A 14,644-nucleotide genomic window follows, 5' to 3' on the forward strand; every position below is an offset into this window, starting at 1 on the left:
GTTTGAGTCCTTTTAGATCGAATACTTGATATTGAATGAAACATAATCACGATCTGCCATCGCATTCGTCGTACCGACACCGCCAAAGAAATTGTTATAGGAGATATCTGCACCCCAACGGTTTTGATAGTCGAAGTTAACGCCTAGCGCGACAGACTTACGTCCTTCCGTGAACAGGAACATAGGATCAGGTGTAATACCATCAACGTCATGGGAGAAAATCACCCGTGGAGACATATTGACCCCAGCAAATACGTTGTTGAAATCCGCCTTTCCAACTAAACGGTATCCCCAAGCAAAGTCGGTTGGGAACGGGTTAGTTTCAGGACCGTTGTGCAAGGCTTGAATGATGCCGGGCATATCTGGGTTGCCGCCAGAACGTGACGTACCTGGACCATTGAGACGTAGCTCATCAAAACCTGGCATATCATGGATCCACACGCCACCCACTTCGGCCAACATAGTCAAGTTATCTAAACCTAACGTTGGACCAAATAAATGGGTGAAAGTCATCTGCGCCTGAGTGGTATCAAGACGGATAAAGCCATCCACGGTTTCACCCGGCTTAACATCTTTAATCTGTGAAATACCATCGAGATCTGGACGAAGACCAGCGTTAGCTAACTGCTGTGGCATACCGGCAAACAACAATTCTACGTCATCGATTTGCAGTGGTTCATCCTGACGATGGGCAATTTCAGCCGCGACAGAGGTATCACCAACCAGGGTATTGAAACTGAAACCGTAAAGCTTGATATCTTCTGGATAAACGATTTGCGCCTTAGAGAAACTCTTCAAATTGAGCAGCAATTCACGATCAATATTACCCGAGTTTTGACCTATGGTCGCCAGATCAGATAAAAGTGCACCCGTGCTAAAATCGGCGGCAGTACCACTGATAAGAGGACGACGGCTATGATAATTCATGAAATAAAAACCAAATTCGGTTTCACCCAGTGAAGGCGCGTAATAACCCAGCTTAATACCGTATTGGCCATCATTACTTGGCTCTGCCTCATCCTGCACTAGCGTCACTTTTGTTGGGTAGGCTAAGGCCATAGAAACCAATTGCTGTGTCGGAATAGATTGGCCGCTGGCAATCATGCCCGCTAAACGCTCGTATTCTTGCATCACAAAGTCTAAATTGATGTCAGGGTTAGCATTAAACCCAAGCTGAGCGTTTTGAGCGTAACCACCGAAACCCGCAAAATCGTTAGTAGCAAAAATAGAACCCGGTGTCGGTACCCAAATAGGTTGCCAATCATATTGATAGAATGCTTCTACCGTTAATGAATCCGTCAAACCAAGGGAAGCCCACACCATACCTTGAGGTCTGAACGCTTCTTTGAGTTCAGCACCAGGCGCGTTAAGTATGTTCAAGTCAACGGCGTTGATTTCACTGATCCCATGGGCAATCAGTGTACTTTCACCCCATGACACCACTTGATTACCTACACGAATAGATAATGGATTAGCGCCATCGTTAAGATCAAAATTGCCATACACAAACGCATCGAGTAGGCGAATATCTTTACATTGAACTTCTGAAGCACGGTTATCTTCACAAGGGTCAAACTCTTTGCCCGTTATCGGATCATTAAAATCATAATTACCGTCATTGAGTTTACGATCATAGAAATACATACCACGAGCGAATAAACCGTAGTTTTTGTATTTCAATGACAATTCATGCAAACCTTTAACGATTTCGGATGTAGTATCGCCTTGAGAATAAAGTAAATTACTTAAGTCATTGTTACTGGAATACGATCCGGGCTGGGCCCAAATCTCAGCAGAAGTGTATTTAGTATTGCCAAATGCGCTGTAATTAGACCAATCGAATTGGGGTTGATTAACCTTACCAATTTGACCTTCCCAATCGCGCTCCCCTACACGCCAGCTCGCACCAGCAGTCCAAGTTGAGTCAAATGTGCCCTCAACCTCTCCCCAATTAAAAGATACTGCATTAACGCTTGGGATCATTAACAAACTCAATGCCGACGCCACCCCCAAAGCAAGCGCCGATTTGTTAAAACTATTTTTAACAATTTTCATTTTAGCTCTCCGTACCCTGCTGGATTCTTTGTTTTAGGAATTACAACCAACATCTTGTTAGCTCACAGGTAACATCATTGTTACAGCAATTAATCCCCTTGAGCAAGGCGCAGTTAGAGAAAATTTTCTAAAGAATTAAGCATGTAGGTACATTTGTACCGATAACTAAAAAGGAGAGATTTAAATTAGCGAAAAGCAGAATAGGAATGAAACATAAAAACACATTAAAAAATCATATAATTCATTAACATATTTAAAAATAAAATATCACAAAGCGAGCTTAGTAATCAGCCGACCGTTTAAAGTAATTGCTCTAAGTAAAGATAAACAAATTAAGACTAAACTCGATTTAATGAAACAAATTGTCCCTTGTCATCTAAAACCAATTTGAAATAGCCTTGAATGCCATTTTCGGTTAAAAAACGCCTAAAATGACGGCCATTAATCCACAAAATCCGCCCTTGAGTTTCACGAACCTCGACTTTATCGGCAAGCCCTTGATAATAAGGTAAGAAATCTCGATAGCTGATCGATAGTTTGAAATACAGTTCCATAATATCAGGGCAGCACAGACTGCTGCCCTCCTCCTACAAACTGCTATTTTGCCAATGCTTTAGAGACTTTTTCGTACATATCCTTAGATAAGTCAGGCAAAGCCAAAAGTTGCCCTAAACAGGCTTTTATCAAGGTTTGGCGGCCTAAGTCGAATTTATGATACTGGATCAATGGCGTCACCATACGGGCCGCAACCTGCGGATTGAGCTTATTAAGGGTCATTAAGCATTCGGTTAAGAAAGCATAACCCTTACCGTCTCTACGGTGGAATTGATAAATATTACCGGCAGCAAAACTGCCCACTAAAGCACGCACTCGGTTTGGATTGCTCATACTAAAGCACTTGTGTTGCTGCAACTGACGCAAACACTCAATCACATCATCTGCATCACGGGTCGCTTGCAACATAAACCATTTATCCATCACCAATGGCGTATCCTGCCAACGTAGCTCAAATGTCGTCATCAGTTCATCACGACAAGGTAAATTCCCAACATTGGCTGCCGTCAACGCACCAAGAGAATCCGTCATATTACTGGCGTTATCGAACTGAGAAATCACTAACCCCTCTGCCTCATCCGACACCCGAGCTAACCAAGTTAAACACTGATTTTTAAGGGCTCTTGCCTGCGTACTCTCTACTGCGACTAAAGAACGATATAGCGCAATCAATTCATCTTCACTATGTGAAGCGAGCTCTATTAATACAAATTCACGTGCTAAAGCTAACGCATCTAGATCGACACTCTCTGTTTGCTCAATCAAAGCCGAAGCCGTAGGTATCGCTAATATTTCGGCGATCAATGCCGGATCAAGCTCAGTGTCTAACAACACACCTTTAAAACTATCGCGCACACGGGGATCGAGAGCCATAGCTTGTTGCTGTTGTAAACTCGCCACATTTTGCCAAATAGCTTGGCTCACTAAGGTCACAGAAGCTTCCCAACGCGCCACTTCGCTGCTAGCAAAACGCATCAAGTGAACGAGTTGATCCACATTGAATCGATATTGTAATTTGACGGGCGCGGAAAAGTTTTGCAGTAACGAAGCGACAGGTTTATGAGTGAGTCCATCAAAGCTAAACACTTGTTCAGTTTGAGTAAAATTGAGGATTTCATTCACTAAAGAATGGCCCTTCGCATCTAAGAGCTCTAAGCTAAACGGAATATGCAGCGGTGATGCACAGTTCGCTAGACTTTGTTTAAGGGTCAATTGATAAACGCCCGTTTGCGCATCAAAGCTGTCAATCGCAGTCACAATCGGCGTACCAGCTTGGCTATACCATAAACGGAACTGGGTTAAATCCACTCCGCTGGCATCTTCCATTGCCGCCACAAAATCATCACAGGTGACAGCTTGGCCGTCGTGGCGTTTAAAATACAGTTTCATTCCCGCCTGAAACTTTTCTTCGCCGAGCAAAGTGTGCATCATGCGGATGACTTCAGCGCCCTTGTTATACACAGTCACAGTGTAGAAATTATTCATCTCAATGACAGATTCTGGACGAATAGGATGGGACATAGGGCCAGAATCTTCTGCAAATTGCTGATTCTTGATCACTTTAATTGCATGAATTCGATTCACAGCACGAGAGCCTAAATCTGAGCTAAATTCTTGATCGCGAAAAACCGTTAAGCCTTCTTTTAAACTTAATTGGAACCAATCGCGGCACGTTACGCGGTTTCCTGTCCAATTATGAAAATACTCATGGCCTACAACCGATTCAATGCCGTGATAATCCTCGTCGGTGGCCGTTAAGGTATCTGCAAGCACATATTTAGTGTTAAAGATATTTAAGCCTTTGTTTTCCATCGCCCCCATATTGAAAAAGTCGACGGCCACTATCATGTAAATATCTAAATCATACTCAAGATCAAAACGGCTCTCATCCCATGCCATGGATTTCTTAAGTGATGCCATCGCATGGTGTGCTTTATGTAAATTACCTTTATCAACGAACACTTGCAGGATCACTTTACGGCGACTGCGAGTAATGAACTCATCTTGCAATAGATCAAAATCGCCAGCGACTAAGGCAAATAAATACGCTGGTTTTGGAAATGGATCTTGCCAGCAAACATAATGGCGTCCGCCATCTAACTCACCTTGATCAATCAAATTACCGTTACTCAGTAAAAACGGGAATGCGGCTCTATCGGCTTCGATACGAACAGTGTATTTAGCTAATACATCAGGGCGATCAAGGAAATAAGTGATACGTCGAAAGCCCTCTGCCTCGCATTGCGTGCAGTAGGCACCATCGGACATATAGAGCCCTTCAAGACTCGAATTAGCTTCAGGATCGAGCTTAGTGATAATGTTCAGCTCAAACTCATCAAGCTCAGTTTCTAGAACTAATTGACCTGCACTAACATGGTAAGGCACAGCATCACCATTAACAGTCAGCGAAACAACGGTCAAATCTTCGCCATCCAACACTAAGGCTTGTGCATGTTTTGAAGTGCGTTTTATACGACTGATCGCCTGCACTTGGGTTTCATTGCCAGCCAAATTAAAAGCTAAATCGATAGTCTCTATCGTAAAAAGTGGCGCTTGATAATCTTTTAAGTATTTTGCTTGAGCTTGTGTCATTGCGATCCCTTTAACGCTGATCTAAATAAGAAAAAACGCGCCATAAGCGCGTTTTGATATCGGATAAATCGACTCGACTAGCGCCTACTTAGCACTAGTTTTAGCCATTTTTTGCACATCAGCCATATCTAAGGTGATATAAGCGGTTTCGTCTAAAAATGCATCTGGCAATTCAGCGTCGTCTTTAATGTCTTCCATTGATTTAACCGGTGCTAAACCATTGGCGACTCGACGCTCGTTTGTTCTGTCGAGGACTTTTTTCTCATCGGCTTCGCGGGAAGCAATGCGCTCACTTTCAACCAGAGAAACTGTCTTCTCTTTGTGGTGCTTTTTAAAGTCGGCAATATCTTGATTGATATAAGCAAACTCTACGCTGCTTTTGATGCGGTTAAGGTGCTTGGCCTCAAGGCTAGTCACTAACTCAGGCGTAACATCATTAAGCGTACCATATTGCGCCATAGGCACTTTATCCCAAGGTAAAGCATTTTTCTCTTCAGCTTCACCGTACTCGCCCGGCTCCAACGCACTTGGGTAAGCAATGTTGGGGGTCACACCTTTAATCTGTGTACTACCACCATTAATACGGTAGAACTTTTGAATCGTATACTGCACATGGCCAATTGGCTTCTCATACATGTCGTAGATACGGCCTAGGCTCTTATGCTGCTGTACTGTGCCTTTCCCAAAACTCGACTCACCGACAATCAGTGCACGGTCATAATCTTGCAATGCGGCAGCAAAAATTTCAGAGGCTGAAGCACTGTAACGGTCAACCATCACAGTCAATGGTCCTGCATAACTGGTTTTACCGTCGTTATCACGATGCGCAGACACTCGTCCATCGGCATCACGAATTTGCACTACAGGGCCCATATCGATAAAGAGTCCCGTCAGCAGCACGGCTTCCGTTAATGCCCCCCCACCGTTACCTCTAAGGTCGATGACTATGCCTTCTACTTTGGCGTCGTTTAACTTCACTAGCTCTTTTTCAACGTCCTGCGACAAATTCATATAGAAACCAGGAATTTGGATCACACCGACTTTGCGATTTGCGTACTCGCCGTCTTTAGGTTCAATCACCTTAGAGGTTGCAGCTCTGTCTTCAAGACGAATTTTATCGCGTACTAAGGTAACGTCGAATGGCTTAGCATTGGAACCGCCTTTCTTCGGTAAAATTTGCAAAACAACTTTACTGCCCTTAGGACCTTTGATCAGGTCGACCACGTCGTCTAAACGCCAGCCGATCACATCAACAATTTCACCGCCTTCTTGACCGACACCGACAATCTTGTCTTCCGGCGACAGTTTTTCACTGCCCGCAGCAGGGCCGCCAGTAATTAAACTTTTAATGACAGTGTAATCGTCTTCGAGTTGCAGTTGAGCACCAATGCCTTCAAGGCTCAAGTTCATTTCCATTTGGAAACGTTCAGCATTGCGTGGTGAAAGGTAACTTGTATGTGGCTCAATGCTACGGGAGAAGGCATTCATCACGCCTTGGAACACATCTTCACTGTTAGTTTGAATCAACCGTTTAATAGCGTTGTTGTAACGCTTTTGGAGGATATCAACAATCTCAGGCCATTGCTTACCTGTGAGTTTAAGATTTAGTGCATCGTATTTAACACGTTGACGCCATAACTCATTAATTTCTGTCTGGTCTTTTGGCCATGCGGCCTCATCGCGGTCGTACTCATAGGCATCACCGGGCGCAGAAAAATCCATCTCTTTATCTAATAGAGATAAAGCATAGACAAAGCCTTCATAGCGGCGCTTTTGGACGATATCAAACATTTTATAGGCAGGCTCAAGTTCACCAGAACTGAGCATGTCATCGAATTGGGTTGCATAAGGTTTAAAACTATCGACATCCGCTTGGGTTAACACATTGCGGCGATAATCCAACTGCTGCAGATAACGATCAAAAATTTGCGCAGAAAAGGCGTCATCAAGATTGAATCTATGATAGTGCGAACGAGTGTATAAGTCCGTTACCCTTTTGCTCGCAACCTTATGTTGCGCTTCCTGCTTGAGAGTGGGTAACTCGCTGATTTGAATCGTGGGTGGTACGGCCCAAGCCGAGAATCCGACAAAAACAGTGGCGATCGAGGTAGCCAAAGTGAGTTTTCGCATCAACAAGTTACTCCGTTTTAATAAATGATTACAGCAGGATATGTTCTGCTCTAACTTTAATCGTTAGGCCACTATCAAGCTGAACATGAATATCTTCCTTGTTAATGTCAGTAATCACACCGGCTACGGGTGTCATACCTAATTTAACATTGACGCGTTGTTTTTTCGTTAAATCAGTCAATTGTGCTTGAACATAATTGACGACTGGCGCTGCAGCTTTTGGCGCAGGCTTAGCAGGACGCTCAGTTTTAGCACGCTGAGGAACGGCCACCTTTTTAGGTGTTTTCTTCGCCGCAGGCTTAGGTGCAAGTGCTGCACGTTTCGCTTTGGCCTTATCCTGACTCTCTTTCAACATGGCTTGAGCATGATCAATGTGCTCTTGCTCTAACTCGCCGCAAGGTTCGCCATCCAGATTTACGCGTTGTGCGCCTGCTTTAACGCACTTTAAATAGCGCCAGCTGCTGGTGTAACGTCTCAAGGCAACTCTGAGCTGAGTTTTACTGACTTTAGAATCATCAGCCAACCTTTCAGCCAAATCTTGAAACAATCCGATTTTTAATGGCTTAGTTTCACCTTCAGCAATAAAGCACAAAGGAAATGTTTCATACAAATACGCCAAAATTGCATTGGTGTCGGTCAACTTTTCTGTTGATTCCATCATTACTTCCACAGTCAAAAAGGGACATCGATTCGAGGTGATATATATCAGCTTCTTACATGTCGTTTATCTTCGTTAAACTCAATATTGAGTCAACGTACAAATTAGCATCCTAGCCGCGTTTACTAAAGTTAAAAAATATACCTTAACAAATTTTGACAGCTCAAAACACTAAGCTTATTCATTGCATGCCAATCAAACCAGCTTAATGCGTGCAGGCGCATATTATAAGGCGCACGCCACCGATTGCGACTATGAATTATGCGTTATTGTACGCAAATTAATCAAATAGGCAGTTTTCAAAACTTTTAACCAGTAATTCCAGCCCCTTTTGGTCTTCTTCATCGAAACGATCGAAGATAGGACTGTCAATATCGAGCACGGCAACCACGTTACCTTGCGCACGAACTGGCACAACGATTTCAGAATTACTGGCAGAATCACAGGCAATATGACCATCAAATTGATGGACATCAGCCACTCGCTGAGTTTGATTAGTGAATGCTGCAGTACCACACACACCTTTTCCTAACGGAATGCGTGTACAAGCCACTTTACCTTGAAACGGGCCTAATACTAGTTGTTCGCCACGCATAACGTAGAATCCCACCCAGTTCAGCTCAGTTAAATTATCATTGAGCAAGGCTGAAAAATTCGCCATCGCCGCAACAAGGTCGTCTTCCCCTTCCAACAAGGCCAAGGCTTGACGGTTAAGTGACTCATAAAATTTCGATTTCATTACATTTCCTAACAATTTTATTCTGCTGCTTCGGTCTTTTTAGCCGCTTTTTTCGCTGCAGGCGGATTCGTTGGCGTACTATTAACCTGAACGGCGCCTTTAAGCAAGTTCGTCAGCTCATCTTTATTGTTAGCAAAATAGAATGCGAGCTTTTCACCCACACTTTCATCTATACCCAAATCAGCTTTTTGAATGAAGGGGATAAGGTTATCGGCGATATCGAGCATCTTATCGTAGGCATCAGCCTCCTTCTTAGATGTGAATGTCATCTTTTCAACCCCTTCTCTGACCACGACAAACTGTGTTATTACTGCCATGACTGCCCTCGCACTGTTTTTATATACAGTAACTAGAGTGACATAGATTGAACTTGTGATGCAAGTGTTCTGATTAATCTGATATTATTAGCGTACTTTCGTTGCCAAGATTATAAAGCGCTAGACGTGGCTTAACAGCTAACTAGCACGACACTTTGCACCGATCTCGCTGTTATGACTCCTATTAGGCTAATATATATTTTTATATGCATGAAAACGCAGCAGAAAATTCAGTAACCCTATGCCGCTCCTGCGATTTAGCAGTCCGCAAACGTGCCTTGCCTAGCGGCGTTAGAGCAATCTGTCCTCGTTGCAGCACTGCACTTTATGACACGCCATACTGCTCTGTGAATGGTATGTTAGCCCTATGTATTTCGGCATTAGTGTTTTATTTCCCTGCTAATTTTTTACCCGTACTCGAGATCCACTTTTTCGGCAGTATTCGTACTACCACGGTTTTCCAAGGGGCATTTGCAGTATTTGACCAAGGCTATTGGGTTGTAGGTGTCGCCGTACTTGCCGCAGCTGTGATAGGTCCAGGCTTATTACTGTTATCGATATTGACACAGATTTTAATTGTGAAATGGGGATTGAATAGCCTTTTTTGGCGTAACTCATTGAAGCAGTTATTAAAATTTCATGGTATCTTATCGCAGCTCACTATGCTGGAAATTTATGTGATCAGCTTCTTAGTTTCATCATTTCAGCTATCTGATTTTTCGGACATTTATTTTGGTATGGGCACATTTTGCTTCACTATGCTGTTTCTCGTGACCTTGTTTCTACAAAGAGAATACGACTTAGAACATATGTGGACGTTATTGGAAGGTCATAGCTGATATGAAACAACAAGGTAAAGATATCGGCCTATGTCTCTGTAAAGTGTGTCGCCAACTCAACAGCAGTGAACTCACGCACTGTCAGCGCTGTGAAACTGAGTTGCACGTCAGAGACTATTCCAGCCTGCAAAAAAGTTGGGCTTTGTTGATTACCGCTGCCATCTTGCTGGTGCCAGCCAACATTTACCCTATCACTATGCTGACCAACCAAGGCCAAGTGCGGCACGACACGATTTTTTCGGGCATTTTGCATTTAGTGCATTCAGATATGCTGCCTATTGCCATCATAGTGTTTACCGCCAGTATTTTAGTACCATGGATTAAAATCATCGGCTTATCCATTTATCTGTGTGCGATCAGCTTTGACATTCCGATTTCAAAAAAGAAATTGATGGTGGGTTTTCACATCATCGAATGGATTGGCCGCTGGTCAATGCTCGATTTATTTGTCATCTCAATCACAGTGGCATTAGTGAACATGGGACAATTACTCGACGCGAAACCCGCGCCTGCGGCTACCGCATTTGCCTTGGTGATTCTGTTAACTCAGTTAGCCGCAAAAGTTTTAGACACTCGTTTACTCTGGGATCGATTGGAACCTCAAGATGACACAAATTGAATCGCCGAAAGTTGTAAAGAAAAAACTCTTTTCGCCCATTTGGCTGCTTCCTATTGTCGCGTTGGCATTAGGTGCTTGGCTGGGCATTAAGAGCATTAAAGAATCGGGGGTTGAAATTCAAATTCACTTTCCGAGCGCCACTGGGATTGATGTAGGTAAAACCTTAGTCAAATACCAAGGTTTGACTGTCGGTAAAGTGAAAGACATTGGCATAGATGAAGATCTCAAAGGCGTGAACGTCAAGGTCATGATGGACTACCGTGCTAAGCCTTTCTTGAATAAAGAAACCCTCTTCTGGCTTGTCACACCTAAAGCAAGTATTACAGGTGTTGAAGGCTTAGATGCGCTGTTTTCGGGTAACTATATTGCTATCCAACCAGGGAAAGGTAATGCCTCGACCTTTTTTGAAGCAGAACGCCAACCGCCGCCGATGCAAATCGGCTCAGAAGGTGTGATGGTCGAATTGACCTCCGATAAACTCGGTTCGCTCGATGTTGGCTCGTCAATATTTTTCCGCCAAATCCCTGTGGGTAGCGTGGTCAGCTATCGTTTAGATGGCAATCAAAGAGTCATTATCAGCGCTTTCATTCAAGAGCAATACGCGCGATTAGTGAAGAAAAATTCTCACTTTTGGAATGTTTCTGGCGTCAAAATTGATGCTTCACTAACTGGAGTTAAAGTCAGTTCAGAGAGTTTGGCGTCCATTCTGGCTGGCGGCGTGAGTTTCAGCTCTGACGATAAAGCAGACATAGCTAAAAACGGTGACGTTTTTTCGCTTTATGATTCAGAAACCACCGCCCTTGGCGGCATAGAAATAAACCTAACCATGGCTGATGCTAACGGTGTCGACAAAGGTACCCGCATCGTTTATCGCGGCATGAGCATTGGCAGTATTTTAAGTAAACAACTCACGTCCAATGGTGTTACAGCCGTGGCTAAGTTTGAACCTCAATACGGTTCACTGTTAACTAACGACGGCGTGTTTTGGCTTGAAGGTGCTGATATTTCCCTCTCAGGCATTAAGAATCCAGAACGCTTACTGACAGGTAGCGTGATCAACTTCCTGCCAGGCATCAACACCAAAAGCGCGGTACCAAGCAGCTTTGCCTTACAATCAAAGGCACCTGATTTACTGCAATCGAAGAAGCGTTTCTTGACCTTAACCTCAGCCGAAAACATGGGCATTTCAGCGGGCGCTCAAGTTCGCTTCAAGCAAATCCCCATTGGTTCAGTGCTTGCGGTTAAGTTAACCAAAGATTTATCGGCGGTGGAATACCAACTCGAGCTACAACCTGAGTTTGCCAGTCTAATACGCAGCGACAGCTATTTTGTGCCTGAGTCAGCATTAACGGTAAACGCATCGTTAGACGGGGTCTCAGTCAAAGCAAGGGATTTTACAACGCTCACTCAAGGTGCAGTTAGCTTGATCCAAGGTCACAGCAACACACCTTTAGCTGCTAACAGTGCTCTGACCCTCTTTAGCTCTGTGGATGCCGCAACAGCTTTTTATGATCGTCAGCAGCAAGTGCATTTAACGTTAATCAGTCAAGATGGCGCCGATGTCAGCCAAGGCTCACCGATTTACTATAAAAAAATGCAAATTGGCACAGTTGACTCAGTGAACTGGCAAAGCAAAACCGAAGACTTCGCTATCAAGCTCGCTATCGACAAACAGTTTCAACCCTTGCTGAAAAAGCCAAAAGTATTCTGGCGTAACAGCGCCGTGGATATCAGTGCCAGTCTTGCCGGTATTGATGTCGCCGTTGCCCCGCTACAAGGGGCATTAAAGGGCAGCATCAGTCTGGGACTGCTTGATAGCAATGACAAAGTGAGCAATACAATCCCGTTAAAACTCTATGAGAGCAAGCAGTTGGCATTAAGTCAGGCGCAGGCAATTCGCCTCACATTACCCGCCTCCAGCAAGCTTACGGCCAAGGCAGCGATTCGTTATCAAGGTCATCAAGTGGGTGAAGTGTCGCAGGTAAAGCTCAATGCGGATCTTAATACACTCACAGCTAGCGCATATCTCTACGGGGAATATGCCGAACATTTCAGCCGCAGTGACTGTGAATATCATTTAGTGGATGCACAAATTTCTCTGGCGGGGATCAAAGCGCCAGAAACGCTGATCACAGGTCCTTACATAGGAGTCTTACCGGGTAAGAGTAGTCAAAAAGCGACCCAGTTTGTTGCCAACCTCGCTGCCAGCAGCTATGCCAATGTTGCCGAAGATGCGCTGAAATTCATTCTAGAAGATACTAGCCTAGGCTCAATGAAAGTCGGCACACCTATCTTCTTCCGAGGGATTAAAGTCGGTCAAATCGACGGTTATAGCCTATCGACACAGGGTAATAGTGTATTGATGCAGGCCCATATCGAGGCTCAGTACAGTCACTTAGTGAATCACAGCAGTCAGTTCTGGGATGCCTCAGGGATTAAAGTCGATGTCGGCCTCTTTTCAGGTGCCCAAATCGAAGCGGGCTCGCTGGAAACCTTACTCGCTGGCGGCATCAATGTGGCGACTAAGGACACGACTCAAGGGGATAATCGTTTAGCGACTGGGACAGTATTAAGATTGCAACACAAAGCCGAAAACGAATGGCAGCAATGGGCACCAGCCCAGTAATTCTTTTCATCAAAATACTTACACCAACGCACTAATATTAAAGCTCTTACAAATAAATCAGGCGCATAATGCGCCTGATTTATTTTTAGCTTCTCGAACTGTTATTGGCACATTCTAGGGTGCTCAAGACACTTGCCATCCTGTTAACCATAAAACCAATAGCAAACAGCAATCGCGGCGCTGATCCCCGCAAAGTCCGCGGTTAAACCGCAAGCTAAGGCGTGGCGTCCATGACGAATACCCACAGAACCAAAATACACAGCGAGAACATAGAAAGTGGTTTCAGTGCTACCCTGAAAAATCGCCGCTAATCGACCCGCAAAGGAATCTACTCCGTGGTGATCCATTGTCTCAAGCATCATGGCTCTAGCGCCTGAGCCACTAAAAGGTTTCATTAGCGCGGTCGGCATTGCATCGACAAAACGCGTATCAAAACCCAATATCCGCACACCAGTGGCAATCAAGTGCAACAGATAATCCAAGGCGCCGGATGCGCGCAGTAAACCAATCGCTAATAACATGGCGAGCAAATAAGGGATCAACTGGATAGATTGAGCAAAACCCGCCTTCGCCCCTTCAATAAACTCATCATAAACCGCCACCTTACGGATGCCCGCAACAATCACGAAGGTAAATACCAATAACAGCAAAATACCATTGCCCATTGCCGTCGACACTGTGCCAATGGCCTCAGCACTTAAGGTCATCAGATAAAAACCACTCGCCACTAACCCTGAGAGCATCAAGGCGCCATAACCGAGCACCACTGAGTTTAATAATGAAATCCGCTGCACTAACGCCACAACCAGCAAGCCCGCCAATGTCGATGCCGAAGTAGCCAGTAAAATAGGCAAGAAAATATCCGCAGGCGCAGCGGCACCTTGCTGGGCACGATAAAGGAATACCGTCACAGGCACTAAGGTCACAGAGGAAGTATTGAGTACTAAAAATAAGATTTGCGCATTAGTCGCCACGGTTTTTAGCGGATTTAAACTCTGTAAATCATGCATCGCCTTTAAACCAAGTGGTGTGGCGGCATTATCTAACCCAAAGATATTCGCTGTTAAATTCATCGTGATACTGCCAAAGGCCGGATGCCCCTTGGGCACTTCAGGCATCAAACGGCGCAGTAATGGCTCAAACACAAAGGCAATAGCGCCGACAACGCCAGCCTTTTCTCCTACCTGCATCAATCCCATCCACAGAGAAAGCACGCCAATCAGCCCAAGGGCAATTTCAGCGGCAAGCTTAGCACTCGCAAATAATGCCGCGACCGAAGCCGATAGGACTTCTATGTGCCCATTGAACAGTTGCACCGCTATTGCCAGCAATGCCGTAACAAAGAAAGCCAACCACACACGATTCAGCACGCTAATCCCCTTATTTTTATTTGTTTTTATTCTATTAGCTCATGGCTACTGAGTGCTAGCTTTATGGCGACTCATTCCAATATCGCTGAAATCGTCAGAGCATAAACATTAAATCACAATAGCAGCCTTGGCTGCTCGGGAGAA

General features: G+C 44.5%; 11 protein-coding genes. 3 read left to right on the top strand and 8 right to left on the bottom strand.

Translation table 11 applies throughout. From position 1 onward, the window contains the following. Window positions 1-12: 12 nt before the first annotated feature. The 7 genes from L5M40_RS02010 to L5M40_RS02040 form a co-directional block, all read right to left on the bottom strand. Window positions 13-2,055 (bottom strand): DUF1302 domain-containing protein, encoded by a 2,043-nt coding sequence (locus L5M40_RS02010; protein ID WP_105252651.1) that lies wholly within the window; start codon window positions 2,053-2,055, stop codon window positions 13-15. Between the two features lie 338 nt (window positions 2,056-2,393). After that, window positions 2,394-2,609 carry a DUF2835 domain-containing protein gene (locus tag L5M40_RS02015; protein WP_028759764.1) on the bottom strand — a complete coding sequence of 72 codons (216 nt, stop codon included), beginning with the start codon at window positions 2,607-2,609 and terminating at the stop codon, window positions 2,394-2,396. A 43-nt stretch (window positions 2,610-2,652) separates the two neighbouring features. After that, a complete protein-coding gene (pepN, locus tag L5M40_RS02020) occupies window positions 2,653-5,202 on the bottom strand; it encodes an aminopeptidase N (protein ID WP_212600211.1) in 2,550 nt (849 codons plus the stop codon). A gap of 84 nt (window positions 5,203-5,286) precedes the next feature. Further along, entirely contained in the window at window positions 5,287-7,332 is a 2,046-nt protein-coding gene (gene prc / locus L5M40_RS02025; RefSeq protein WP_263176743.1) for a carboxy terminal-processing peptidase, read from the bottom strand. A gap of 28 nt (window positions 7,333-7,360) precedes the next feature. Further along, window positions 7,361-7,990, bottom strand: a complete 630-nt coding sequence (gene proQ / locus L5M40_RS02030) for an RNA chaperone ProQ (protein ID WP_263176758.1) — start codon at window positions 7,988-7,990, stop codon at window positions 7,361-7,363. Between the two features lie 280 nt (window positions 7,991-8,270). Then, window positions 8,271-8,729, bottom strand: coding sequence for a GAF domain-containing protein (locus tag L5M40_RS02035; RefSeq protein WP_028759760.1), 459 nt, complete (start codon window positions 8,727-8,729; stop codon window positions 8,271-8,273). Between the two features lie 17 nt (window positions 8,730-8,746). Next, window positions 8,747-9,046, bottom strand: coding sequence for a YebG family protein (locus L5M40_RS02040; RefSeq protein WP_105252655.1), 300 nt, complete (start codon window positions 9,044-9,046; stop codon window positions 8,747-8,749). A gap of 206 nt (window positions 9,047-9,252) precedes the next feature. Here L5M40_RS02040 and L5M40_RS02045 point away from each other — a divergent pair, with 206 nt between their 5' ends. Genes L5M40_RS02045 through L5M40_RS02055 form a run of 3 tightly spaced genes read left to right on the top strand, consistent with a single transcriptional unit; the run spans window position 9,253 to window position 13,130 of the window. Further along, complete coding sequence (locus L5M40_RS02045; protein ID WP_168825441.1) at window positions 9,253-9,885, top strand: paraquat-inducible protein A; 633 nt, start codon at window positions 9,253-9,255, stop codon at window positions 9,883-9,885. A 1-nt stretch (window position 9,886) separates the two neighbouring features. Continuing rightward, complete coding sequence (locus L5M40_RS02050) at window positions 9,887-10,504, top strand: paraquat-inducible protein A (RefSeq protein WP_105252657.1); 618 nt, start codon at window positions 9,887-9,889, stop codon at window positions 10,502-10,504. After that, window positions 10,491-13,130: a PqiB family protein gene (locus tag L5M40_RS02055; RefSeq protein WP_263256213.1), complete on the top strand. Its 2,640-nt coding sequence runs from the start codon at window positions 10,491-10,493 to the stop codon at window positions 13,128-13,130. The genes L5M40_RS02050 and L5M40_RS02055 overlap by 14 nt, the downstream gene beginning before the upstream one ends. Window positions 13,131-13,273: 143 nt before the next feature. On the opposite strand, the gene L5M40_RS02060 is transcribed toward L5M40_RS02055, so the two are convergent. Continuing rightward, window positions 13,274-14,500 (bottom strand): nucleoside recognition domain-containing protein, encoded by a 1,227-nt coding sequence (locus tag L5M40_RS02060; protein WP_263176746.1) that lies wholly within the window; start codon window positions 14,498-14,500, stop codon window positions 13,274-13,276. Window positions 14,501-14,644 lie beyond the last annotated feature (144 nt).

The sequence above is a fragment of the Shewanella sp. SM68 genome, assembly GCF_025653925.1.
In the GTDB taxonomy this organism is placed as follows: domain Bacteria; phylum Pseudomonadota; class Gammaproteobacteria; order Enterobacterales; family Shewanellaceae; genus Shewanella; species Shewanella oncorhynchi.